Origin of the sequence: Mycobacterium sp. E1386 (assembly GCF_001672745.1) — a bacterium.
GTDB lineage: Bacteria > Actinomycetota > Actinomycetes > Mycobacteriales > Mycobacteriaceae > Mycobacterium.
The window spans coordinates 19,400-42,787 of sequence record NZ_LZKH01000012.1 but is presented as its reverse complement, the minus strand read 5'-3'; the positions used below and the strand labels follow the sequence as shown (position 1 = coordinate 42,787).

General features: G+C 67.4%; 28 protein-coding genes. 12 read left to right on the top strand and 16 right to left on the bottom strand.

The window, feature by feature from the left end; translation table 11 throughout:
• Positions 1 to 29: 29 nt before the first annotated feature.
• Positions 30 to 941: a DNA-3-methyladenine glycosylase gene (locus A5709_RS01010; protein ID WP_068117325.1), complete on the bottom strand. Its 912-nt coding sequence runs from the start codon at positions 939 to 941 to the stop codon at positions 30 to 32.
• Positions 942 to 992: 51 nt separating this feature from the next.
• Between A5709_RS01010 and A5709_RS01005 the strand changes: the two genes are divergently transcribed.
• A complete protein-coding gene (locus A5709_RS01005) occupies positions 993 to 1,391 on the top strand; it encodes a nuclear transport factor 2 family protein (RefSeq protein WP_067946832.1) in 399 nt (132 codons plus the stop codon).
• On the opposite strand, the gene A5709_RS01000 is transcribed toward A5709_RS01005, so the two are convergent.
• From A5709_RS01000 to A5709_RS00985, 4 genes are read right to left on the bottom strand one after another with little or no spacing between them, the layout of a single operon-like run.
• Positions 1,388 to 1,768, bottom strand: a complete 381-nt coding sequence (locus A5709_RS01000; RefSeq protein ID WP_068009631.1) for a DUF427 domain-containing protein — start codon at positions 1,766 to 1,768, stop codon at positions 1,388 to 1,390. The two genes, A5709_RS01005 and A5709_RS01000, sit on opposite strands and share 4 nt — an antisense overlap.
• Positions 1,769 to 1,827: 59 nt before the next feature.
• Positions 1,828 to 2,643, bottom strand: coding sequence for a class I SAM-dependent methyltransferase (locus A5709_RS00995; RefSeq protein WP_082973736.1), 816 nt, complete (start codon positions 2,641 to 2,643; stop codon positions 1,828 to 1,830).
• Positions 2,644 to 2,663: 20 nt separating this feature from the next.
• On the bottom strand, positions 2,664 to 3,689 hold the full coding sequence (locus A5709_RS00990) for an NAD-dependent epimerase/dehydratase family protein (protein ID WP_068117319.1): 1,026 nt from the start codon (positions 3,687 to 3,689) through the stop codon (positions 2,664 to 2,666).
• The gene (locus tag A5709_RS00985) at positions 3,686 to 4,240 is read right to left on the bottom strand and encodes a nuclear transport factor 2 family protein (protein ID WP_369827218.1); all 555 of its coding nucleotides are present in this window, start codon (positions 4,238 to 4,240) and stop codon (positions 3,686 to 3,688) included. The genes A5709_RS00990 and A5709_RS00985 overlap by 4 nt, the downstream gene beginning before the upstream one ends.
• 24 nt (positions 4,241 to 4,264) lie before the next feature.
• Between A5709_RS00985 and msrA the strand changes: the two genes are divergently transcribed.
• Positions 4,265 to 4,777, top strand: a complete 513-nt coding sequence (gene msrA / locus A5709_RS00980) for a peptide-methionine (S)-S-oxide reductase MsrA (protein WP_067946839.1) — start codon at positions 4,265 to 4,267, stop codon at positions 4,775 to 4,777.
• Between the two features lie 11 nt (positions 4,778 to 4,788).
• Here the strand turns inward: msrA and A5709_RS00975 are convergent, their stop codons facing one another.
• The gene (locus A5709_RS00975; protein ID WP_068009634.1) at positions 4,789 to 6,114 is read right to left on the bottom strand and encodes a cytochrome P450; all 1,326 of its coding nucleotides are present in this window, start codon (positions 6,112 to 6,114) and stop codon (positions 4,789 to 4,791) included.
• 128 nt (positions 6,115 to 6,242) lie between these two features.
• On the opposite strand from A5709_RS00975, the gene A5709_RS00970 reads away from it, so the two are divergent.
• Genes A5709_RS00970 through A5709_RS00960 form a run of 3 tightly spaced genes read left to right on the top strand, consistent with a single transcriptional unit; the run spans position 6,243 to position 8,153 of the window.
• Positions 6,243 to 6,854 (top strand): TetR/AcrR family transcriptional regulator, encoded by a 612-nt coding sequence (locus tag A5709_RS00970; RefSeq protein ID WP_067946843.1) that lies wholly within the window; start codon positions 6,243 to 6,245, stop codon positions 6,852 to 6,854.
• A 39-nt stretch (positions 6,855 to 6,893) separates the two neighbouring features.
• Positions 6,894 to 7,106, top strand: coding sequence for a molybdopterin-binding protein (locus tag A5709_RS00965; protein WP_007167199.1), 213 nt, complete (start codon positions 6,894 to 6,896; stop codon positions 7,104 to 7,106).
• A gap of 3 nt (positions 7,107 to 7,109) precedes the next feature.
• Positions 7,110 to 8,153, top strand: coding sequence for a zinc-binding dehydrogenase (locus A5709_RS00960; RefSeq protein WP_067946845.1), 1,044 nt, complete (start codon positions 7,110 to 7,112; stop codon positions 8,151 to 8,153).
• 11 nt (positions 8,154 to 8,164) lie between these two features.
• On the opposite strand, the gene A5709_RS00955 is transcribed toward A5709_RS00960, so the two are convergent.
• Together A5709_RS00955 and A5709_RS00950 are read right to left on the bottom strand one after the other, a co-directional pair.
• Positions 8,165 to 9,055, bottom strand: coding sequence for an alpha/beta fold hydrolase (locus A5709_RS00955; RefSeq protein ID WP_068009638.1), 891 nt, complete (start codon positions 9,053 to 9,055; stop codon positions 8,165 to 8,167).
• 29 nt (positions 9,056 to 9,084) lie between these two features.
• Positions 9,085 to 10,320 (bottom strand): sulfotransferase, encoded by a 1,236-nt coding sequence (locus A5709_RS00950; protein WP_068009640.1) that lies wholly within the window; start codon positions 10,318 to 10,320, stop codon positions 9,085 to 9,087.
• 28 nt (positions 10,321 to 10,348) lie between these two features.
• Between A5709_RS00950 and A5709_RS00945 the strand changes: the two genes are divergently transcribed.
• Together A5709_RS00945 and A5709_RS00940 are read left to right on the top strand one after the other, a co-directional pair.
• Positions 10,349 to 10,924, top strand: a complete 576-nt coding sequence (locus tag A5709_RS00945; protein ID WP_068117316.1) for a TetR/AcrR family transcriptional regulator — start codon at positions 10,349 to 10,351, stop codon at positions 10,922 to 10,924.
• Positions 10,921 to 12,033 (top strand): DUF1214 domain-containing protein, encoded by a 1,113-nt coding sequence (locus tag A5709_RS00940; RefSeq protein ID WP_067946853.1) that lies wholly within the window; start codon positions 10,921 to 10,923, stop codon positions 12,031 to 12,033. Before A5709_RS00945 ends, A5709_RS00940 begins: the two co-directional genes overlap by 4 nt.
• On the opposite strand, the gene A5709_RS00935 is transcribed toward A5709_RS00940, so the two are convergent.
• From A5709_RS00935 to A5709_RS00920, 4 genes are read right to left on the bottom strand one after another with little or no spacing between them, the layout of a single operon-like run.
• Positions 12,030 to 13,070, bottom strand: coding sequence for an LLM class flavin-dependent oxidoreductase (locus tag A5709_RS00935; protein ID WP_067946856.1), 1,041 nt, complete (start codon positions 13,068 to 13,070; stop codon positions 12,030 to 12,032). The two genes, A5709_RS00940 and A5709_RS00935, sit on opposite strands and share 4 nt — an antisense overlap.
• The gene (locus tag A5709_RS00930) at positions 13,070 to 13,594 is read right to left on the bottom strand and encodes an SRPBCC family protein (protein ID WP_197520055.1); all 525 of its coding nucleotides are present in this window, start codon (positions 13,592 to 13,594) and stop codon (positions 13,070 to 13,072) included. Before A5709_RS00930 ends, A5709_RS00935 begins: the two co-directional genes overlap by 1 nt.
• Before the next feature lie 52 nt (positions 13,595 to 13,646).
• Positions 13,647 to 14,753 carry an acyl-CoA desaturase gene (locus A5709_RS00925; protein ID WP_068009644.1) on the bottom strand — a complete coding sequence of 369 codons (1,107 nt, stop codon included), beginning with the start codon at positions 14,751 to 14,753 and terminating at the stop codon, positions 13,647 to 13,649.
• A 19-nt stretch (positions 14,754 to 14,772) separates the two neighbouring features.
• Positions 14,773 to 15,867 (bottom strand): ferredoxin reductase, encoded by a 1,095-nt coding sequence (locus A5709_RS00920; protein ID WP_068117313.1) that lies wholly within the window; start codon positions 15,865 to 15,867, stop codon positions 14,773 to 14,775.
• Positions 15,868 to 15,963: 96 nt separating this feature from the next.
• On the opposite strand from A5709_RS00920, the gene A5709_RS00915 reads away from it, so the two are divergent.
• Positions 15,964 to 16,611, top strand: a complete 648-nt coding sequence (locus tag A5709_RS00915; protein ID WP_197500959.1) for a TetR family transcriptional regulator — start codon at positions 15,964 to 15,966, stop codon at positions 16,609 to 16,611.
• Positions 16,612 to 16,651: 40 nt separating this feature from the next.
• On the opposite strand, the gene A5709_RS00910 is transcribed toward A5709_RS00915, so the two are convergent.
• Both A5709_RS00910 and A5709_RS00905 read right to left on the bottom strand, forming a co-directional pair.
• A complete protein-coding gene (locus tag A5709_RS00910; RefSeq protein WP_067946863.1) occupies positions 16,652 to 17,056 on the bottom strand; it encodes a hypothetical protein in 405 nt (134 codons plus the stop codon).
• 43 nt (positions 17,057 to 17,099) lie between these two features.
• A complete protein-coding gene (locus A5709_RS00905) occupies positions 17,100 to 17,705 on the bottom strand; it encodes a GNAT family N-acetyltransferase (RefSeq protein ID WP_068117310.1) in 606 nt (201 codons plus the stop codon).
• Between the two features lie 66 nt (positions 17,706 to 17,771).
• On the opposite strand from A5709_RS00905, the gene A5709_RS00900 reads away from it, so the two are divergent.
• Both A5709_RS00900 and A5709_RS00895 read left to right on the top strand, forming a co-directional pair.
• Complete coding sequence (locus A5709_RS00900) at positions 17,772 to 18,869, top strand: F420-dependent hydroxymycolic acid dehydrogenase (protein ID WP_067946866.1); 1,098 nt, start codon at positions 17,772 to 17,774, stop codon at positions 18,867 to 18,869.
• A 161-nt stretch (positions 18,870 to 19,030) separates the two neighbouring features.
• On the top strand, positions 19,031 to 19,609 hold the full coding sequence (locus A5709_RS00895; protein ID WP_067946868.1) for a hemerythrin domain-containing protein: 579 nt from the start codon (positions 19,031 to 19,033) through the stop codon (positions 19,607 to 19,609).
• A 52-nt stretch (positions 19,610 to 19,661) separates the two neighbouring features.
• Here A5709_RS00895 and A5709_RS00890 read toward each other — a convergent pair whose 3' ends face one another.
• The gene (locus A5709_RS00890) at positions 19,662 to 20,558 is read right to left on the bottom strand and encodes a manganese catalase family protein (RefSeq protein WP_067946870.1); all 897 of its coding nucleotides are present in this window, start codon (positions 20,556 to 20,558) and stop codon (positions 19,662 to 19,664) included.
• A 161-nt stretch (positions 20,559 to 20,719) separates the two neighbouring features.
• Between A5709_RS00890 and A5709_RS00885 the strand changes: the two genes are divergently transcribed.
• Entirely contained in the window at positions 20,720 to 21,418 is a 699-nt protein-coding gene (locus tag A5709_RS00885; RefSeq protein WP_067946872.1) for a GAF and ANTAR domain-containing protein, read from the top strand.
• Positions 21,419 to 21,498: 80 nt separating this feature from the next.
• Positions 21,499 to 22,794: an acyl-CoA dehydrogenase family protein gene (locus tag A5709_RS00880; RefSeq protein ID WP_067946964.1), complete on the top strand. Its 1,296-nt coding sequence runs from the start codon at positions 21,499 to 21,501 to the stop codon at positions 22,792 to 22,794.
• 90 nt (positions 22,795 to 22,884) lie between these two features.
• Here A5709_RS00880 and A5709_RS00875 read toward each other — a convergent pair whose 3' ends face one another.
• Entirely contained in the window at positions 22,885 to 23,340 is a 456-nt protein-coding gene (locus A5709_RS00875) for a MaoC family dehydratase (protein ID WP_067946874.1), read from the bottom strand.
• Positions 23,341 to 23,388 lie beyond the last annotated feature (48 nt).

The following is a 23,388-nucleotide window of genomic DNA, read 5'->3' as shown; positions in this document are numbered from 1 at the left end:
ACCCGGGCCCGGCGAGGCGATGACCACGTTTAGAGCTCGGCGATGTGCTGCACCGGTAGCCGGGCACCCCGCCGCGGTTCGTACGCCAGCCCGCTGGCCTCGAGCAACCGGACCACCCGGTGGCGGTGCGGCCGCATCGGCTCGAGCAGCTCGAGCATGCCCGCGTCGTCGACCGGGCGGCCCGCCAGCGTCCAGCCGATCATCTTCGGGATGTGATAGTCGCCGACCGAAAGTGCGTCCGCGTCGCCGAACGCCCGTTGCGCGGTCTCGGCGGCGGTCCACTCGCCCACCCCCGGCAACGACATCATCGCCGCGCGCACCTGCGCGGGCGGACGGGACGCCAACCGTTCCAGCGAGGCGGCCCGTCGCGCACACGTCACCACGGTCCGCGCACGCCCCGGGTCGACGTTGGCTCGGTGGAATTCCCACGACGGGATGTGCCGCCACTCGTCGGCCGACGGCGGCACCCGCATCCGCGCCGGCGCGGGCCCCGGCGCCGGTGACCCGTACTTGGACACCAGCAGGCGCCACGACCGGAACGCATCGGCGCCGGGCACCCGCTGCTCGATGATCGCCGGGATGAGCGCCTCCAGCACGAGCCCCGTACGGCCGAGGCGCAGATGCGGTACCCGCCGGTGCGCGGCGGCGACGATCGGGTCCCGGGGGACGAAATCGGAAGCGTCGTCCTCGTGGCCGAGCAGCGCGGGCAGCCGTTCGACGAACTCCGGTGCGCCGCTGCCCCACGCCACGCAGTGCGCGGCGTTGGCGGCCACCCGGCTGATGCGCGCGGCGACGGGCCCGGTCGGCAACAGGCTGGTCCGCCAGATCGTGCCGTCACCGGAAGACTGGAAACACGGATCCCCCAGACCACGGCGAAGCGGCGCCAACGTGTGCCCGAAGCTGACCGCCCCGGGGAACGTGACGGTGCGCGTGCTCTCCACCGACCAACTCTCCGATTGACCGTTAACGATGTGCCAAGTCAATATTGCGATGTGATGACGCCGTTCGATGACCCGCAGGGCGAACTGGCCTGGATGTTCCTCCAGAGTACGAGCGACGGGGGCGACCTCGACGAGGGCTTCTCACTGCTCAGCGACGACTTCAGCTACTGGTCGCTCGTCACCCGGGCCTCGTGCGACAAGGAAGGTTTCCGCCAAGTTGTCGAGCGACGCAAAAAGGATCTCGAGCTGACCATCGACCTGGTCCGCTGTGTGAACGAGGGGGAAACCGTGGTGGTCGAGGCGAACGCCAGCGGCACCACCACCGCCGGCGTCGAATATGACAGCCCGTTCGTCTGCATCTTCGACACCCGCGACGGCTTGATCGTCTCGATGCGGCTGTACAGCGACACCCGGGCCCACGAGGCCGCGCTGCCCGGGTGGATTTGCTAGGACGCCGACACGCTGATTTCGGCCTTGTTCGGGTAGAACGCGACATGCCCGGCGATGGCCGCGACCGCCGGATAGGGCTGCTCGTAGGTCCAGATCACGTCCTCCATGGTTTCGCCGGCCGAGGTGGTCACGCTGTAATAGCTGGCCTCGCCCTTGAAGGGGCAATACGTGCTGGTGTCCGTGCGGGTCAGCCGGTCTTGCACCACGTCGCTCATCGGAATGTATTGCACCGCAGGCAAAGTCGCTTCGCACAGTTCCAGCGCGGCCGTCGTGTCGGCGACCACCTCGCCGTTGACGCGGACCTGGACCCGCCCCTTCGTCGGCTCGATGGTGATCGGGTGGCCGGCACTGGGTTCTTTGATTTCGGGATGGCTCATGGTCTCCTCCTAGACGCCGATAAGGGTTTCAACACGAGCCGGCGCCCGACACTTCCCGATCAGGGCGGCCCGAATGCGTAGCGGTGATACTGGGACATATTGGCCATGGCCGGAATCAGCGACATGGCCCTGCCCATCACGTGGTAGGCGCGCGGAAGCCGCTCGTAGGTGTCGGATTCAAACCATCGCACCCAGGCAAGCAGTCGCGTGCCGGGCACCGCCGCGAGTATCTCGTCCGGGCCATCGATGCCCCAGCTCAACTTCGATCCGGACCGGCGCACCACCGCGTTCATCCACTGAGACTTGATACCCACTCGGTTGAACACGTCGAATTGCAGCTCGCCCCGGTCAAAGCGATCAACGACCCGCCGCAGCAGCGCGATGCCGTCCTGTTCGCACAGGTACATGGTCAGGCCTTCGGCGATCATCAGCGCGGGCCGGCTATCGGGTATCTCCGCCAGCCAGGCGGGATCGGTTATCGGCGCCGCGACGACGTGGCAGTGCTCGGTGGCCGGATAGAGCCGCGCGCGCAGTTCGGCGACGTCGGGGTAGTCGATGTCGTACCACTCCACCCCCGGGCCCGGCTGGAGCCTGAAGTATCGGCCGTCCAGTCCGCAACCCATATGCAGCACAACGGCGCTCGGATGCGCGTCAAGGAATTGGCGAGCCCAGATGTCGAAGTGCGCGGTGCGGGTCGTCACCGAGGCTGAATTGCGTGCGGTGATCGCGGTCTTCGTCCAGTCGTACTCGATCCGCTCGGCGACCTCTTTGGCATAGCGGTCGCCCAGAATCGGGTTCGGCAGGTCTGCGTCCAGGGCCTTGGCGTAGAGCGTCGCCAGCATCGTTTGCGGCGGCCCCTCGAGATCGACGTGTATGCGGTCCATGGGCCCGGCGCCTATTCGGGCTGTGCGGCCGGGCTGGCCTTTCGCGGACTGCGCATGGCGGCCCAGAACCGGGCCGCCTCGCGGATCGACTCCTCGACCGGGCGCGGCTGCCAACCCAGTTCGCGTTTGGCCTTGCCGCTGTCCACGTTGGCCTCGGCGCGCATCATGCGCACCGACGCGAGGCTGAGTTCGGAGTCCTTGCCGGTGAGCCGGGCCTTCAGGCTGCCGAGCGCGGAGAGGGCGTAAAGCATCGGGACCGATATCGAGCGTTGCGGCGCCGGCACCCCGGCCTCGTCGGCCGCGATGCGGACGACGTCGTTCAACGCGATCATCCGCTCGGAGACCAGGTATCGCTCACCGATGCGGCCGCGCCCGGCGGCCAGGATCATGGCCCGGGCGGCATCGTCGACGCCGACGACTTCCAGCTGAATGCCGTTCATCAGGAAGGGCAGCTTGCCGAAGACGGCGCCGGCGATGAAGGCACCATGCGGCGTGCCGCCCCAGTCGCCACTGCCGTAGGTCGTGGACACGCACATCGCGATGGCGGGCAACCCCGCCTCGGCCACGTACCGCATGACCAGGTCTTCGGCCTGCACCCGCGACTGCACGTAGGGGGTCTGTCCCCGCGGGCTGATCACGTCGTCTTCGGTCGCCACGTGCCCGTGTCGCCGGCCCACCGTCGCGTAGGTGCTCGTGAAGATGAACCTGCGCAGGTCGGGTTGGCTGACGGCGACGTCGAGAACGTTACGCAGGCCTTCGACGTTGGTGCGAAACAGCGGCGCGGGGTCCCGCAGCCAGGCCCGGGTGTCGACGACGCAGTAGTAGACGTCGTCCACACCGTCCATCGCCTCCCGCAATGTGGCGTCATCGAAAACGTCGCCGTGGAAGCGGGTGAGCTCGAGGTCGTCGATGGAGCGGGTGTTGGCATTCGGGCGCACCATCGCCCGGACCGGGACACCGTCGGCCACGAGTTGACGGGTGACGTGCGAACCCAAAAATCCGTTGGCGCCGATGACGAGTTTGGGTTTGGTGCTCACTGAGGTCCTCCGTATTGCTGCATCCACCTCTCGGCGTCTTCGTCGAGCGTGCCCAGCGCCTTGGCCTTGTGACACCACTTCATCCCGGCCTTCAGGAAACGCAGCGGGTTGTAGATGTCTTCTTCACGGCTCCACTGGCCGTCACCGGCGTACGTGATGATCGTGATGTTGGTGGCGCTGATGACACTGCCGTCGCCCGGGTCGCGCATCGGGTTGTCCAGTTCGAGGATGACCCGCCCGGTGGGCTCGTCGATCACCGACCACAGCGTGGGGAACGCGATCATGTGGCTGCCAGGGAACGTCGTCATCGTCTGCTTGATCCACTCGCGCACCTCGTCGCGTCCGCGCATCGTGCCCGCCGCATGCTCGACGTACTCGACGTCGGGCGTGTACTGCTCGACCCAGGCGTCCCAGTCCCGCGTCTCGGCGGCCCGGGCCACCGTCTCCTCGAACTTCTCGAAGGCGGCGGCCAGTTCGCTGCGGGAGAACGAACGGGTAGTCACTTCGCGGCACCGTTGCAGCTCATCGGCGGAGTGTAGCCTGGGCGGCATCGTGGCCCGTGAGGAGGACGAGCAATGGCAACCGAAAAAGCGATCCTTGCCGGCGGCTGTTTCTGGGGGATGCAAGAACTGATCCGCAAGCAGCCGGGCGTGGTTTCGACGCGGGTCGGTTACACCGGCGGCGACGTCCCGAACGCGACCTATCGCAATCACGGCACGCACGCCGAGGCCATCGAGATCGTCTACGACCCGGCGGTCACCGACTATCGCACCATGCTGGAGTTCTTCTTCCAGATCCACGATCCGACAACGAAAGACCGCCAGGGCAACGATCGCGGGCCCAGTTACCGGTCGGCCATCTTCTACCTCGATGAGGACCAGAAACGGATCGCGCTGGACACCATCGCCGACGTCGAAGCCTCCGGGTTGTGGCCGGGCAAGGTGGTGACCGAGGTCAGCCCCGCCGGGGATTTCTGGGAGGCCGAGCCCGAGCACCAGGACTACCTGCAGCACTACCCCAACGGGTACACCTGCCACTACATCCGCCCCGGATGGAAGCTGCCGCGGCGGGCCACCGCGGACCAGTAGGCCGCTCCGGCTCAGCGGCGGTGCACCACGACCCGGCCGCCGTCCTTCGGCGTGTAGGCGACGCCGCGGCCGTGCCACCGCTCCCCCGGGGCCGTCGTGGTCTCAAGGGTGAAGTGACGCAACACCGTTCGCAGTACGACATCCATCTCCATGTTGGCGAACGCCGCCCCCACGCAGCGACGGGTGCCGCCGCCGAACGGGATCCACGCGAAGGCCGACGGCTTGGTCCCGACGTAGCGTTGCGGGTCGAAGCGTTCTGGATTCGGGAACACGTCGGGATTTTCGTGAATCTGCGCGATGCTCACCAGGATTGACTCGCCGCGGGGAATGACCCACTCCCCGAGTTGATAGCGGGGCGGATAGACGCGCCGGGCCGCGAAATCGATGACGGTCCGCGCCCGCTGGACCTCCAGGATGGTCGCCTGTCGCAGCTCCTGGCCGCCATTGTCGGCCTCCTCGACCAGGGCGGCCAGCACCTCCGGATGCCGCGTCAGCCGTTCGAAAGCCCAGCCCAGCGTCGAGGCGGTCGTTTCGTGGCCGGCGGCCAGCAGCGTTAGCAGTTCGTCGCCGATGTCCTTGCGCGACATGGCGGAACCGTCGTCGTAGGTGCTGCGCAGCATCAGTGCGAGCACGTCGGAGCGCTCGTCGAAGTTCGGGTCGGCCCGCTCGATTGCGATCAGCCTGTCGATGATGGTGTCGTACTGGCGGCGCCACTCGTCTAGCCGCCCCCACGGGGTGAAGCGCCCGTAATTGCGTTGCGGTTTCGGCATCGTCGCCATCCGCGAGCCCAGCGTGACCCACGGCGGGATGAGCCGGCGCAGCTCGTCGAGCTCGGCGCCCTCCGCCCCGAAGACGGCGCGCAGGATGGCGTTGAGCGTGATGCGCATCATCGACGGCAGCGTCGGAAAGGCCTCGCCCTCCGGCCAGCCGGCGGTCTCGCGCAAGGTTTCTTCCTCGATGATCGCCTCGTACTTCTTCATGCTCTTGCCGTGGAACGGCGGCGCCAGCAACCGCCGCCGCCGGCGGTGGCCCTCCCCGTCGAGCGCGAACACCGAGCCGGAGCCGAACAGCCGGCTCAGGTTGGGCTGGATGTTGCCGAGCTCGTCGGGGCTGGTGGTGAAGATCTGCTTGGCCAGCTGCGGGTCGGCCACCACCACGACCGGACCGTAGATGGGGAGATTCAGCGTGAAGACGTCGCCGTGCTTGCGGGCCAGCCGCTGGATCATCCCGCGCCGCGACACCGCAAAACCCAACCCCTGCAACATCTTTGGCAGCCGGGTCGCTGGGGGTAACCGGACGGGCATGGTTGCCGGTGGGGCGGTGGCGGCTTCACTCATGACGGACTTCTCCCCATTTCTCCCCCGAGCCCGGGGTGGTACCGCGGTGTACCAAACCTTTCGGGGATACGGTACTCTGTGGTACCACAGCCTGACAAGGGTGCCGTACCTACCGAAAGGCGCCGCCCGTGACCTCAGCGACGACAGCAACGGCTGACGAAGCGGTCCTCGGTGACCCTTTCCGGCTCAGACTGCTCGACGGCCTCGCCAGCTCGATCGCCGAGCGCGGCTACCGCGCCAGCACCGTCGCCGACGTCGTTCGTCACGCCCGGACGTCCAAGCGCACCTTCTACGACCAGTTCGCGAGCAAGGAGGAGTGCTTCCTCGAGCTGCTGGGGTCCGACAACGAAAAGCTCGGTGCGTGCATCGCGGCGGCGGTCGACCCCGAGGCCGATTGGCATCAGCAGATCCGTCAGGCCGTCGAGGCCTACGTCGGCTACATCGAATCCCGGCCGGCCATCACGCTGAGCTGGATCCGGGAGCTTCCGTCGCTCGGTGCCGCCGCGCGCCCGGTGCAGCGCCGCGGGCTGCAGCTGCTGTCCAGCCTGCTGATCGACCTCAGCGCCAGCCCGGGGTTCCAGCGGGCCGAGCTGCCCCCGCTGACCGCCCCGCTGGCCGTCATCCTGCTGGGCGGTTTGCGCGAACTCACCGCCCTCGCCGTCGAAGACGGAAAGCCGGTGCGGGAAATCGTCGAGCCGGCTGTCGACGCCTCCATAGCCCTGCTCGGCCCGCGACACTAGGCTCATCGCATACCCCTCAACCAGACGGAGGACCTCGCGATGCGGCTGTCGACCCGGAATCAGCTCAAAGGGACCATCACCGAAGTCGATCTCGGGAGCGTGATGGCGATCGTGAAGGTGAAGCTCGACGGCGGCGACCAGGTCGTCACCTCCTCCGTCACCAAGGACGCCGCGACCGACCTCGGTCTCAAGGTCGGGCAGCCCGCAACCGTGTTCATCAAGTCCACGGAAGTCACCATCGGCGTCGACTGACCCATGGCGACGACGATGCGCGCCGAGCGCTTCTATGCGGACACCAAAACGGTTGCGCTCGAAGATGTTCCAATACCGGAGCCCGGTCCAGGAGAGGTCCTGGTCAAGGTCGCCTTCTGCGGCATCTGCCATTCCGACCTGAGCCTCATCAACGGCACCTTCCCGGCGCAGCGACCCGTGGTGACCCAGGGCCACGAAGCGTCGGGCACCATCGCGAAGCTGGGCCCGGAGGTGACCGGCTGGGCCGAGGGTGACCGTGTCGTGGTTGCCGCAGGCCGGCCCTGCCAGAAATGCGCGAACTGCCGGCGCGGTGATGTGGTGAATTGCCTGCGGATCCAGTTGATGGCTTTCGCTTACGACGGGGCATGGGCCGACTACACCCTGGCTCAGGCGGCTGGCCTGACCCGGGTACCGGACAACGTGCCGCTGGAGCAGGCGGCGATCCTGGCCGACGCGGTGTCCACGCCGTTCGGTGCGGTCGTGCGGACCGGGAAGGTGGCGGTCGGTGAGTCGGTCGGCGTGTGGGGCGTCGGCGGCCTCGGCACCCACATCGTCCAGCTGGCGCGGCTGGTCGGTGCCGTGCCGATCATCGCCGTCGACGTCAACCCCGCGGTTCTGGAGCGCGCCCTGGCCGTGGGCGCGGACTACGCGTTCGACTCCCGCGACGACGGGCTACAGGACAAGATCGCGGGGATAACCGGCGGCCGGCTGCTGGATGTGGCCTTCGACGCCGTCGGGCTGAAGGCGACGTTCGAGCAGGGGCTTGACTGCCTCACCCCGGGCGGCCGGCTGGTGGGCGTCGGGATGAGCGCCGAGGCGCCGACCGTCGGGCCCACCTCCCTGTTCGGATTGACCCGCAAGCAGGTGCTCGGCCACCTGGGCTACCAGAACGTCGACATCGAGACCCTGGCGAAGCTGGTTTCGGCTGGGCGCCTTGACCTTTCACGGTCGATCAGCGAGATCGTCGCCCTGGAGGACGTGGCGCACGGCATCGAGATGCTCGAACGCCAGCAGGGCAACCCGATCCGCATCCTCGTCCAGCCCTGAGGCGCCGGCGCTTAACCTTCGCCGCGCAGGAAGGACCGCAGCCGGTCGAGTACGAGCTCGGGTCGCTGGTCGATGATCCAATGGCCGACGCCGTCGACCAGCTCCACCTCGAAATCGCCGATGTGGTCGGCGTATCCGTCGGTCAGGTCGGGCGTGATCACCGGATCTTGGGTGCCGGTCAGCCAGCGCACCGGCACCTCGACGCGGGCGTCGGCGTACTCGCCGCGCATCCAGCTCAGCATCTCCCCGGTCTGGAAGCTGCGATACCAACGGGAACCCGCCTCCGCGTGGCCGGGCTGGCGCATGCACTCGGCGTAGAGACGGAGGTCCTCCTCGGGCAGCGTGTAGCCGCCACCCACCCATGCCCCGAGCAGGCGGCTGGCCCTCGAATTGGCGTTGCTGATCAGCCTCGGCCCGATGACCGGCAACGAAATCGGGATCTGATACCAGAGCCGCCAGATATTCCTAACCGCGCGCAAGTCGCGCTTCACCCAGGGCGCAACGGTGTTCACGCCGAAGAAGCCGGTCACCTTCTCCGGGTGGCGCAGCATCATGATGAACGCGACCGGGCCGCCCCAGTCGTGCGCGACGAGCTTGACCGCCTTGACATTCAGGCGGTCCAGGACGGCCGCCAGATCGTCGGCCATCTCGGCCTTGGTGTAACTCGACCGGGGCGCCGAGCTCCAGCCGGCGCCGCGCAGGTCGGGGCACAGCACGCGATAGCCGTCGGCGGCCAGCGGCCCGATCAGGTTGTGCCATTCCCACCAGTTCTGGGGGAATCCGTGCACCAGCATCACCGCCGGGCCGTCGGCCGGGCCGGCGTCCGCCACGTGGATCGTCACACCGCTTCCCAGATCCACATACCTGTGTTCGACACCGTCCAGCGCGGGCATTGTGACCATGAAGTGAGAACGTAGCGGGCCGCCGCGGGTTAGGCCAGGAACCGCTCGACGTACGGCGCGAAGCGGCCGCGCAGGTCGGCCTCGTCCAGGCCGAACATCTCGCAGGATGTCGCGACGTTCCCGAGCCGGCCGCGGCGGTGACCGGCCAGGTACTCGTCGATCGCCGTTCGGACTTCGTCGGTGAACGGCTCGCCGGCCAGGGCGTACACCCGCTCGGCGACACCGGTTTCGTCGGCCATGAAGTCGTCGAACCGGATGTCGATCGAGCGGTCTGGACCGATGGTTTCCCGGTCGCGGACCAGGGCGGTGAGCATGTCCTCGAGGCGGTCGATCCACGACGCCGCGATCCGCTCCACGGGCACCGGCGACCGGTGCATGCGCGCGGAGTAGGTGATCATCGCGATCATCGACAGCGCCACCGGCACCGGGTCGCGGTGCGTGAAAACCACGATGCCGCCCGGGAATACGCGATCGAGCACCGGCACCTGCTCGAGATGCTGGGGCGACTTGAGCAGCCAGCGCCGCCCGCCCCGCAAGAACTGCATGGTCTTGAGTTGCCGGGCGAGGTACGCGTAGTGCGGCGTCTGTTCGTGGGCCTGGTAGTACTCGCGCCAGCGCGGCACGTCGGCCAGCGTCTCGAAGAGCATGGTCGACAGATCGTTGGCGAGCAGTTGGATCTCTTCATGGACGTGCTCGGTGGTCATCTCGTGCATCAGCGGGAAGTGCGGCATCACGGTGTTGATGAGCCCGACCGCGACGTCCATCCGCGCCCGGCGGGGATCCGGCTCGACCCCGGCCTCGGCCGGCAACGGAAACGGTTCGACGCTTTCCCAGTACGGCATGGTGCGAAAGGTGGGCGGCGTCGCCAGCAGGTTGTGCAGATGGGTGGTGCCGGTGCGGGGCAGGCCGGCGATCACCACCGGCGGTTGCAGCTCGATCTCGTCGATCTCGGGATGCCGGCGCAGCAGGTCGGTCAACAGCAGCCGGTTCTTGAGCAACTGCAGCAGCTGCCCGTAGAAGTTCACCACGCCGGCCGGGTGGAGCCCGTCGATGTCGCGCAGCGCGGCCAGGTAGACGTCGAGCCGTTCGCGGTAGTCGCCCGGGCCGAAGTCGTCCAGGCCGGTGTCCGCGGCGGCCCTCGCATGCAACGCGTCGGCATCCAGGGGGCAGTCCGGCGCCAGCGTGGCCATCATGTCGAGCAGTTGTTGTGCCTCGGCGCTGAAACGGGGCGCGGCGAGGTCATCGAGGCGAACGGCGTCGGTCACGGCGACTTATGTTACTCTCAGTTTCGTAATGGTAGTGGATTTTGGCCGGCCCCGCGACCCGCGCATCGACGGCGCGGTGTTGACCGCGACGGTCGAGCTGCTCGTCGAGACCGGTTATGCGGGGCTCTTGGTCTCCGCGATCGCCGATCGCGCCGGGACCAGCAAGCCGGCGATCTACCGGCGCTGGCCCAGCAAGGCGCACTTGGTCCATGAGGCGGTGTTTCCCATCGGTGTCGCGACCGAGCTGCCCGATACCGGCTCACTGCCCGAAGACCTACGCGAAATGGTCCGTCGCTCAGCGGCTTTCCTGACGACGCCAGCCGCCAGGGCGGCCCTGCCGGGCCTGGTGGGCGAGATGGCCGCCGACCCGACCCTGCACTCGGCGCTGCTGGACCGATTCGCCGGCGTCATCGGCGGCGGCCTGACCGAGTTGCTGGAGCGGGCCGCGGGCCGCGGCGAGGTCCGGCCCGACGTGACCGCCACCGAACTCACCGACGCCATCGCCGGCATCACCCTGATGGGCTTGCTCACCCGCGTCGGCGAACTCGGAGACGCCTGGGTCGATCGCACAACCACGTTGCTCCTGAAGGGAATCCGCGCATGACGCACGAAACGACGGCCGCCTGGCAGGAGTTGCTCGGCACGCTTGGCACCCTGGACCGCCCCTTTCTGGAGGGCGACCGGGCCGTGACCGACGACCGCCACATCGCCGACGGCTACCGCATGCTCGCCAGCACGCTCGGCGTGGCGTTCGACGCCTACCTGTTCCCCGAGCCCGGCCGGCCCCAGTTCGTCGCGGTGAACACACCGTTCCGGCGCGACCGCCGCTGGGGTGGCGACAACACCGACGCCTACTACTTCATGTGCCCGGTCGACCCGCAGCGCCGATACCGTATCAGTGGCAATCGCGGTGACAGCGTGTACTTTTCGGTGACCGCCTACAACGAGCCGGCACCGGGCGCGTGGTCCGACCGGGTGGTCGCGATCGTCCGTGACAGCGATCTCGACGTGGGCGCCGACGGCAACTTCGCCTTCGAACTCGGCCCTACCCCCGACGCCGCGGTGCTGATGACCCGCGACTACCAGGCCGATCCGCTGACCGGGCGTCCCGTCACCTGGCGCATCGAGGCGCTCGACGATCCGGAGCCGATCCGCCACGGCGACGCCGAGACCGCCGCGAGCCTGCGGGCGGTCGCGACCTGGTTGCGCACCATGTTCGCCATCGTGCCGCTGGCCGTAGGGACGCGTGTCGACGACGAGCACGCGCTCGGGCACGAAACCGCCCATGCCGCAAACGAATTCGCCGATCCCTATCAGGTGCCCGACGCAAACTTCGGTTGGTCAGCGCGCGACGCGTGCTATTCCTACGGCAGCTTCGTGCTCGACGCCGACGAGGCGCTGGTGATAACCCACCGGCCGCCGGCGTGCCGATTCTGGAACATGGTGGTCTGGAACCAGTTCATGGCCACCTTCGGCGCCTCCGAGGGCCCGGATGCCCGCTGCTCGGTCAACGGCCACAGCGCCGCCCTCAACAGCGACGGCTCCGTGACGATCGTCTTGTCCCGCGATCGAACCGGCCACCCGAATTCGCTGACCACGCTGGGCTATCCGCGCGGCAACCTTGCCTTCCGGTGGTTCCTGGCGGACAGCGTGCCGGAGCGGCCGGAGGTGAAGCTCGTCAGGGCATCCGAGGCCCCGACAGACGTGTCCTAGACCTCGGCAACCAACTCGACGGCCCGGCCGAGCGTGCGAAGCTTCGCGTCCAGCGTGTCGCCGGCCGGGTACAGCCGCACGGTGTTCACACCGGCGTCGCGCCACACCGCGAGCCGCGCGCGGACCATCTCCTCGGTGCCGATCAGCGTGGTGGCCAAAACCATGTCGTCGGTCACCAATGCGGCCGCGCCCGCGCGGTCGCCCCGCTGCCAGCGCTCGCGCACCTCGGCGGCGATGCCGGCCCAGCCTTGCCGGCTGTAGGCCTGGTTGTAGTAGTTGGTGCTCGACGATCCCATCCCGCCCAGGCTGAACGCGAGCTCCTTTTTGCGGCCGGCCACCATCGCGCGCAGTTCGTCTTCGTCCGAGGCGAAGGCGACCTCGGCGCCCTGGCAGATGTCGACGTCGGCCCGTGTGCGGCCGGCCGCGGCCAGACCCTCGTCAAGATGCGAGAAGTAGGCGGCGCCGGCGCCCTCCGGGACGAAGCTGGTCCCCAGCCACCCGTCGGCGACCCGGCCCGTCAACCGCAGCATGGCCGGTGACAGCGCGGCCAGGTAGATCGGAATGGGATGCTCGGGCCGGGTCGACAACCGCATCGGCACCCCTTCGCCGCCGGGGAGCGGAATCTGAAAGTGCTTGCCCGAGTACGAGAGTTTCTCTCCGGTGAACACCTGCCGGACGATGTCGACGGTCTCGGAGATGCGGGCCAGGGGCCGGCTGAACGAGACGCCGTGCAAGCCTTCGATCACCTGCGGGCCGGACGCGCCCAGCCCGAGCAGGAAACGCCCGCCCGACAAGTTCGACAGCGTGATGGCGGTTTGAGCGACCATGACGGGCGAGCGAACGCCGACCTGCAGGATGCCTGACCCGAGCAGAATTCGTTCGGTCCGCGCCGCGAGGTAGCCCAGGGCCGAGGGTGCGTCGGAGCCCCAGGCCTCGGCCACCCAGCACACATCGAGGCCCAGCTTCTCCGCCTCGACGACGAAGGCCACGGTTTCACGGCCGGCGCTCGACAACTCGACCGTGGTGGCGGTGCGCATCAGCGCACCCCGTGCTCGGCCAGTCTCTTGATGGCCGCGAGCGTCTTGCCGATCGCGCCTTCGAACTCGCGCATCCGCACGAACACGATCTTCTGTTCCTTGTCGGGCATCGATTCGATCGCCACCGACAGCCCCGAACGTCCCGGACCCATCTGCATCCAGTAGCTCAGCGCCGTGCCGCCATCGCGGGACTTCAGCCGAAACCGCCACATCGTCGCGGGGTTGTCGGGTTCCCCGACGGCCCAGGCGAATTCGCGCGGCTCGTCACACGCGACGATTTGCGAGGTGGTGGTCCATCGCCCGAACGCGTCGTGCTCGTTGTGTCCGATGAAGCGGGCGCCCACCCGCGGGCCGTCGGCACCCTCGGCCCACTCCACCGCCTGCAGCTCGTTGCTGAGCGTCGGCATGAGCTTGATATCGGAGACCAGGCTCCACACCCGGGATGGGTCGGCGTCGATCCACGTCGATGCCTCCACCGTCGGTTTGTCCGCATAGCGCGCGCCGGTCCATTCCACGCAGCCCATTGTGCCCCCGCACGTGAATGCCCGGGTCACGTGCGGGGGCTATGGGCGGCCGTCAGGCAGCAGCGGGCACCGGATCGGCCGACCGGTCGGCGGTGGCCTTCCGCAGCACCGAGTCCGGGACGCTGAGCCGGACGATCTTGCGGACGACGGTGCCGAACTGCCGCAGCAGCGGGCCGCGGTTGTACGGGATGCCGTAGCGCTCGCAGATCGCCTGCACCTCGGGCGCGATCTCGGCGTAGCGCCGCGCCGGCATGTCCGGGAACAGGTGGTGCTCGATCTGGTGGGACAGGTTGCCGGACAGCAGGTGAAAGAGCTTGCCGCCGGTCAGGTTTGCCGAACCGAGGACCTGGCGGAAGTACCACTGGCCGCGCGACTCGTCCTTGGTCTCCTCAACGGTGAATTCCTGCGTGCCGTCCGGGAAGTGGCCGCAGAAGATGATCATGTACGACCAGACGTTGCGCATCAGGTTGGCCGAGAGGTTGCCCGCGAAGACGAACGGCGCGAAGGGACCGGCCAGCAGCGGGAAGGCCACGTAGTCCTTGAGGGTTTGCCGGCGCGTCTTCTTCCAGATCGCGCGCAGCACGTCGCGCTTGTCGGCGAGCGCGATTTCGCCGGAGCGGATTCGCTCGGTTTCCAGTTCGTGCAATGCGACGCCGTACTGAAACAACACCATCAGCAAGAAGGCGTAGAGGGGGTTGCCGAGGAAGTACGGCTGCCAGCGCTGGTCTTCGCTCATCCGCAGGATGCCGTAGCCGATGTCGCGGTCCATCCCCACGATGTTGGTGTGGGTGTGGTGCATGTAGTTGTGCGAATGCCGCCACTGATCGGCCGGGCACGCGGTGTCCCACTCGAAGGAGCGGCCGGAGATGTTCGGGTCACGCATCCAGTCGTATTGGCCGTGCATGATGTTGTGGCCGATCTCCATGTTGTCCAGGATTTTCGACAACCCGAGCATGGTGGTCCCCAGCAGCCAGGCGGGCGGCAGGAACAGCAGCGCGCGGCCGCCGACTTCCAGCGCGCGCTGGGCTTTGATGACGCGGCGGATGTAGTCGGCGTCCTCCGCGCCCAGGCTGGCCATCACGCGTTCCCTGATGGCATCCAGTTCGCGGCCGAATGCGTCGGCCTGTTCGGGGGTTAGGTGGATCTTGTTCTGTGTCATGGCTTTTCCTTTCCGAAGGTTAAAGCGAGAGCTCCACGTCGCCGACCGGGACGGACACGCAGATCTGCACGTCCTCGTCGGGGCCGGTCGAGACCGCGCCGGTGATCAGGTTGCGCACCGTGCCGGCGGTCTTTCGCCGCGTGCAGGTGTGGCAGATGCCCATCCGGCAGCCGTTTTCGGGTGACAGGCCGGCCGATTCCGCCTGTTCCAGCAGGGGACGTCCGTCGTCAACGACATCGACCCCGCTGTCGGAGAAGGTAACCCGCCCGCCCGCGGGGTTGGCGGGCGCATCGAAGGACGGTGGCACGAAGCTCTCGGTGTGGACGTTGTCGCAGTGGGTTTGGACGGCATCGACCAAAGGCGTTGGCCCGCAGACGAACACCGCGTCGGGTGACGGCATCGCGGCGGCCAGATGCGCGGCGCCGAACCGGCCGGCGAGATCGCCGCCGTCGGCTCGGGTGTAGCCGTGCAGCACCCGGACGCCGGTCAGCGTCGCGAGCTCATCGCGGTAGCACGCCTCGCGCTCGTTCCGGGCGTAATGGATGAAGGCAATCTCACCGCGGTGCCCCTCGGCGATCAGGGTGCGCACCATGGCCATGACCGGTGTGATGCCGCTTCCACCCGAAACGAAGAGGACCCGCCGGGGCCGCTCCACCGGCAACACGAAGTCGCCGCCGACGCCGGCCAAACCGAACACCATGCCGGGGCGGGCGTGTTCGTACAGGTAGTTCGAAACCAGCCCGCCGTCGTGCTGCCCGATCGTCAGCTCGAGATGGGCACTCCCCTCGGCGTTGGCCGGGGAGTAGCAGCGGGTGTGCTGGCGCCCGTCGATCTCGACGCTGAGGTTGACGTACTGGCCGGCTTTGACGGTATGGGCGGACGTGAAGCTGTCATTCGGAGCCAGGGTGAGGGTGACGCTGCGCGCGGTGGTGCGGCGCGTGTCGATCACCTTGGCGCGGGCCTCCCCCAGCGTCCAGGTCGGCGCCACCAGCTCGGTGTACCGGTCGACGCCGTGCGGGCCGGTGAGCAGATCGAGAAGGTCTGAACCCAAGACTCGCTTCCGAAAAGTCCGAGCGAGGGCTCGACCCGAAGTCTGAGCGGTTTGAGTGAACATATGTACACTGTGGGACCATACCCCCCGGTCAGTCAAGGGTTTCCGCAGGTCTGTGGTAGGGTTCACATAGTGAACAGCCGTACTCCTAGCTCACGGGTGCGCGGTTCTGGTCGCGAGCGCACGCGCGAAAGTCGGTCGCGTGAGGAGCGCAAGGAGGCGACCCGTCGCGCAATCATCGCCGCGGCACTCAAGCTGCTGCAGGACCGCAGCTTTTCCAGTCTCAGCCTGCGCGAGGTGACCCGCGAGGTCGGTATCGTGCCGGCCGCGTTCTATCGCCACTTCGAGTCGATGGAGGCGCTCGGGCTGGTCTTGATCGACGAGTCATTCCGCAGCTTGCGCGACACCCTGCGCGACGCGCGTGCCGGCAAGCTCGACCCGAACCGGGTGATCGAATCATCCGTCGAGATCCTGGTCGCCAGTGTTGCGCAGCGGCGGGAACACTGGCGATTCATTGCCCGTGAACGCAACAGCGGTCTCGCTGTGCTGCGTTATGCGATCCGCACCGAGATCCGGTTGATCACGTCCGAACTGGCCACCGACCTGGCGCGCTTCCCGCGGCTGCACGAGTGGACCACTGAGGATCTCAACGTGCTCGCGACCCTGTTCGTCAACGCGATGATCGTCATCGCGGAGGCGATCGAGGATGCGCAGAGCGCCGAAACGCTGGAAGACATTCGGCGGCTCGCCGTCAAGCAGCTACGGATGATCGCCATCGGCATCGCCGGCTGGAAGAGCAAGCCTTAGCGGCGCCGCACTCGGAGTGAACAGTCGAACACTGGCTACCTCACTCCGTGATCTGAGTGAAGTCCGGCGCTCCGTTCTCGTCGACGACCTCGTACAGGGACTGACCGTCTTCGGGCGCTCCGTCGATCTGGCCCCGGTGGGCGCGTCCGGGACGACCGTCGGCGAGCGCATCCCCACCTTCCGCGGGGAAGTCGGGCGAGATGTCCGGCTCCTCTTCCGCCAGCCGGGCGTCCAGCGATTCGCCCTCGCGCTCCTCCCGCGCGGTCATGCCGAACCGGTTCGCTTCGCTCCAGTCCTCGGGCGGGTCGACGACGATGTCGCCGTCGTCATTGTGCAACTCGTCGGAGTCGGTGCCTTCGCTCGCGTTCAACGTGTCACCGGGGCCGCCTTCCTCGGGGAAGTCCGAGGGGTCCACCAGCTCGTCGGCTTGGGGGTTTTCGCTCATGCGGGAACGGTTGCCCGCCGGGTCGGGGGGTTAAACCCCGCTCCTAGCGCGGCGACCGCCACATCGCCCACATGGTTGGCCCGCCGTCGGGGACGACGATCTCGCGGGTCACCGTGAAGCCGAAACGTTCGTAGTACGGCACGTTTTCGGGCTTACTCGACTCGAGGTAGGCCGGACAGTATTCGGCGTCGCAGCGATCCAGCCGCGACCGCATCAACGCCTGCCCGAACCCCCGCCCGCGCACCGACGGGTCGCTCCCGATCACGGCGAGATACCAGTGCGGCTCTTCGGGATGCATGCGCTTCATGAGCTCCTGCAGGCCGCGTGCCCTCGCCGTGCGCAGGCCGAACACCCGCAGAAACGTCGGAATCATCGCCAGTTCGCCCCGACGGGTCTCGCGCCATTGGTTCGGCGGATCCCACAGCGCGGCCGCGCCGATGTCCGGTCCGTCGCAGGCCACCTCGACGCCGCCGCAGCCCAGATGGTGGTGGCGGGTCATCGTCGCGAACAACCGGTGCAGGTTGGCGGCCCGGTCCTTCGGGTCGGGCAGCAGCCACGTTGTTACCGGGTCGTCGTAGAAGGCCCGGCCCAGGGTGAGTGAAAGGTCGCGGACGTCGGCCTTCCGCGCCGGCCGTGGCTGGGGAGTCATCCGAGTCAGGCTAGCGGGTGAACCACATTCGGGTGTCATCACCGAAGCGGCGGGTACGTTAGGGCGGTGACCGGCGTTTCGCGTCGCGCATTCGGGCGGATGGCCGCCGGGGCGGGCATGCTCGGCACGGCCGGGCTGCCGGCCGGCTGTGGGCGGCCGGAACATGACCACGGCGCCCCCGCCGCCCCGCCGCCGCCCGCGGTCAAACGGGTGGGCGTGGTGCTCTCGCACGAGCAGTTCCGCACCGACCAGCTGGTGGCGCAAGCGCAGGCGGCCGAACAGGCCGGGTTTCAGTATGTCTGGGCCAGCGACCACATCCAGCCGTGGCAGGACAACGAGGGCCATTCGATGTTCCCCTGGCTGACGCTCGCGCTGGTGGGCAACGCCACCAGCCGCATCGGGTTCGGCACCGGAGTCACCTGCCCCACCTACCGTTATCACCCGGCCGTGGTGGCACAGGCCTTCGCCTCGCTGGCCATCCTCAGCCCCGGCCGGGTGTTCCTGGGGGTCGGCACCGGGGAACGGCTCAACGAACAGGCGACCACCAACACGTTCGGCAAATACGCCGAGCGCCACGACCGGCTGGTCGAGGCGATCAAGATGATCCGCGAATTGTGGAGCGGATCGCGAACGTCGTTCGCGGGCCGCTACTTTCAGACCAACTCGTTGAAGATCTACGACACACCGGCCACACCGCCACCGATCTTCGTGGCGGCCAGCGGACCCAAAAGCGCGACCATGGCGGGTCAATACGGTGACGGTTGGATCGGTCAAGCGCGTGATGTCACGAATCCCGCGCTGGTGGCCGCATTCGGCGCCGGCGCGGAGGCCGCCGGCCGCGACCCGGGCAGCCTGGGCAAGCGCGCGGAGCTGTTCGCTGTCGTCGGCGATAACACCGAGGCGACGACGGCCGCCGGCCTGTGGCGCTTCACCGCCGGCGCCGTCGACCAGCCGAATCCGGTCGAAATCCAGCGCGCCGCCGCGGTCAATCCCATCGACAAGGTGCTCGCCAATTGGACCGTCGGCACCGACCCGGCCGCCCACATCAACGCCGTGCAAACGGTCCTCGACGCCGGCGCCGTGCCGTTTCTGCATTTCCCCCAGAGCAATCCGCTGACGGCGATCGACTTCTACCGCACCAACGTCTTGCCCAAGTTGCACTAGACGGAACCGGGCTCGACGACCTACCCCGGGCGAGACCGGTTGAAACGACGCTCTTTTGCCACAACCGCACTGGCGCCAGCGCCGCGGGCGGCCGTTTCAACGCCACGGGCCAGGGTATCCGCAGGCCACTTCGAGTGACAAGCCCAACTGGAAGGCAACGCATGGATGCAATCACTTTTCTTCGCCAGGACCACAAAAGTGTCCTCGGTCTGTTCGAGACGCTCGACGGAGCGCCGTCGGGCTCGGGCGCCCAAGCGAGCGGCCTGGAAACCGTGGTGAACAACCTCATCATCGCCGAGTCGCAACACGAAGCCATTGAGGAGCAATTCTTTTGGCCGGCGGTGCGCGAGGCCATCGGTGATGGAATCGTCGACAAGGCGATCGAGCAGGAGCAGGCCGGTAAGCAACTCTTGCAGCGGCTCGAGGACGGCAAGCCCGGCGAGCCGGACTATCACGAGGCGTTGCAGGAGTTCGTCAAAGCCGGCCGCGAGCACATCGCCTACGAGCAGGACGTGGTGTGGCCGCAGGTCGAGCTGGCGATCAGCCGACAAGAGTTGGAGAAGATCGGCGAAAAGCTGGAGCAGGCAAAGAAGATCGCTCCTACCCGCCCCCATCCGGGCACCCCGCCCAACCCGGCGGTGCTCAAGACGGTGGGGATGGGGGCGGCGGTCGTCGACCACGTGCGCGACGCGTTGACCGGCCGCGCGGAGGACAACCCGCCGGACCCGCAGGTCAAGTAGAAACTCGAAGGCCGGGCGTTGGATCCTCAACGCCCGGCCTTCTTGTCTCCAACTAGCTTGTGGGACTGTGTTGTTCGTGCGTGAAGGGTTTCTCTGCCGTGATGGCGGGCGAACCCTGCGGGTTCTGTTGCGCGCCCTGGTTCTGCCGAGTGGTGCCGCCGAGCCACTGCTGTTCGGGCTTCTCGACGTAGTCCCACTCCATACCCTTGGGCCACGGCCCCTGGCCCTCGTTCCACGGGCCGCGGATCGATTCGCCGCCACCGTTGGACATGTTGAACGCGACGTTCTGGAAGCGCGGGTCGCCCGGCAACTGCCCCGGCGGGAAGTTAACCGGTAGCTCGTTGAGCGCCGCGGTGAACTGCTGGTAGTGCGTCACCTCGCGCGTCATCAAAAAGCTGAGGGTGTCCTGCACACCGGGATCGTCCGTGTACTGCTTGAGGTACTCGTACACGATCTTCGCGCGCGATTCGGCGGCCAAGTTGCTGCGCAGATCCACCGTGGGATCGCCGTTGGCGTTGACGTAGGAGCCCATCCAGGGCACGCCCTGGGAGTTGCTCACATCCGGGCTGCCCCCGTTCAGCGCGAGATAAAGCGGGTTGACCGCGACTTGATGAATGATCTGGTCGCGACCGTCGCCGCTGGCCACCGCCGGCATCCAGTCACACGTCTCGTTGGCGATCTTCAGGTTGTCGTTGAGACCGTCCAGCAACATAGTGATCATCGACCCGACCATTTCCAGGTGACTGAGCTCTTCGGTGGCGATGTCCATGAAAAGGTCGTACAGCTTCGGGTTCTTGCCGCGCAGGACGAACGCCTGGGTGAAGTACTGCATGGCAGCCTTGAGTTCACCGTTGGCGCCGCCAAACTGCTCCTGCAGCAACGTCGCGAACCGCGGGTCCGGCTTGTCGACTCTGACCTCAAATTGAAGATCTTTGTTGTGAACGAACACTGGGGTCTCCCTAGGCTTGTCGAGAAGGTTATGGTCTCGCCGGATACCCGCGGTCTGGGTCACCAAACTGGGGCGACAGCAACCGCGCAGGCGCCTGCAAGGGGTCTGCCGGAAGGCGCCCGCGTGAGGCGGCGGGAGGCACATCGTGGACAATCCCGGTTATGGACCTATCGGACCCGAGTTCCCGGCATGAGCTGGCGATGCGGATGGCCGAGCTGGCCCGCGACACCGCCGCCCCGCGCTCGCTCGACCAGGTTCTCACCGACGTGACCACCGCCGCGGTGGAGCTGATACCGGCGGCGGACGTCGCGGGAGTGCTGCTGATCAAGGGGGGCGAGGACTTCGAGTCGGTCGCGGACACCCACAGCCTGGCCGCGGAGCTCGACAAGCTGCAGCACGACTTCAATGAGGGCCCCTGTCACGACGCCGCCCTGAAGCAGACGATCGTGCGGACCGATGACCTCCGCAACGAACCCCGCTGGCCGAGTTACGCGCCGGCTGCCGTGGAACGCGGCGTGCTGAGCAGCCTGTCGTTCAAGCTGTATACCGCCGAGCGCACGGCGGGGGCGCTGAACCTGTTCAGCTACCGGGCCGACGTGTGGGACACCGAGGCCGAAACCATCGGCACCGTCTTCGCCGCACACGCGGCGTCGGCGATCATGGCGAGCCGCCACGGGCAGCAGATGCAATCGGCCCTGTCTACGCGCGACCGCATCGGCCAGGCCAAGGGCATCATCATGGAGCGTTATGGCGTGGACGAGCTGCGCGCATTCGACCTGCTGCGCCGCCTGTCTCAAGAAAGTCAGGTCAAGCTCATCGACATCGCGCAGCGCGTCATCGATACCCGCAACGCGGACTGATTCCCGCCGCCGCCATCTACGATGGGGTGGCTTCATCGACGAGGCCGGCGCGGCGCTGCGCCGGGGAACGGGTGGCCACCGTGTGGGATTTCGAAACAGACCCGGAATATCAGGCAAAGCTCGACTGGGTCGAAAAGTTCATGGTCGACGAGCTCGAGCCGCTCGATCTGGTCGCGCTCGATCCCTATGACAAGAAGAACGCCGAAATGATGGCGATCCTGCGGCCGTTACAGCAGCAGGTGAAGGATCAGGGGCTGTGGGCCGCGCATCTGCGGCCGGAGCTCGGCGGCCAGGGCTTCGGCCAGGTCAAGCTCGCGCTGCTCAACGAGATCCTCGGCCGTTCCCGCTGGGCGCCGTCGGTGTTCGGCTGCCAGGCGCCGGATTCCGGCAACGCCGAGATTCTCGCGATGTTCGGCACCGACGACCAAAAGGGCCGCTACCTGCAACCGTTGCTCGACGGCGAGATCACCTCGTGCTACTCGATGACCGAGCCGCAGGGCGGTTCCGATCCCGGACAATTCGTCACCGCCGCCACCCGCGACGGCGACCACTGGGTCATCAACGGGGAGAAGTGGTTCTCCACCAACGCCAAGCACGCCTCGTTCTTCATCGTCATGGCCGTGACCAACCCCGAGTCGCGCACGTACGACAAGATGTCTCTGTTCATCGTCCCGGCCGAGACACCGGGCATCGAGATCGTCCGCAACGTGGGCGTGGGAGCCGAGTCGTCGGCGCGCGCCAGCCACGGGTATGTCCGCTACATCGACGTGCGCGTTCCGGCCGACCATGTGCTGGGCGGCGAGGGTCAGGCGTTCATGATCGCGCAGACCCGGCTTGGGGGTGGGCGCATCCATCATGCGATGCGCACAATCGCGTTGGCGCGCAGCGCCTTTGACATGATGTGCGAGCGCGCCGTGTCCCGAAAGACGCGACACGGGCGACTCTCCGATTTTCAGATGACCCAGGAGAAGATCGCGGACAGCTGGATACAGATCGAGCAGTTCCGGCTGCTGGTGCTGCGCACGGCGTGGCTGATCGACAAGCACCACGACTACCAGAAGGTGCGTCGCGACATCGCGGCGGTCAAGGTGGCCATGCCCCAGGTGCTGCATGACGTCGTGCAGCGGGCCATGCACCTGCACGGCGCGCTGGGCGTTTCCGACGAGATGCCGTTCGTCAAGATGATGGTGGCGGCCGAGTCGCTGGGCATCGCCGATGGCGCCACCGAACTGCACAAGATGACGGTGGCACGCCGCACCTTGCGCGAATATCAGCCGGTGACAACGCCATTCCCGTCCGCGCACATACCCACCCGGCGCGCGGAAGCCCAGGCGCGACTGGCCGAGCGGCTCGAGCATTCCGTCGCGGAGTTCTGACCCGGCTCTCCCCGGCAGCGTCACGACACATAAACCTCAGCGCCGACACGCCGTAAAGCGCCGCCGTGGTTTATGTCTCGCGGCAGTGGCTCACGAGACGTAGCGGACGATGCTCTCGGCCACACACGCCGGCTTCGGCGCGCCCTCGATCTCGACGGTGGTGGACATGGTCGCCTGCACGGCACCGTTTCCGACGTCGTCAACGCTGACCAGCGACGTCTGCGCGCGCACACGGGAGCCGACGGGCACCGGGGCGGGGAAGCGAACCTTGTTGAGACCGTAGTTGATTGCGAGCTTGATGCCGTTGACCGCGTAGATCTGGTGCTGCAGGCGCGGCAACAGGGCCAGGGTCATGAAACCGTGGGCGATCGTCCCGCCGAAAGGACCGGCGGCGGCGCGTTCCGGATCGACGTGGATCCACTGGTGATCGCCGGTCGCGTCGGCGAACAGGTTGACGTCTTCCTGGGTGATGGTCACCCAGTCGCTGTGGCCGATGGTTTCGCCGGCTGCCGCCGCGAGTTCGGCTACTGATTCGAAGGTGCGCATTGAGGTTTCTCCTTGACTCCGGGCGCTAAGGATAGCGCCGGGGGCATC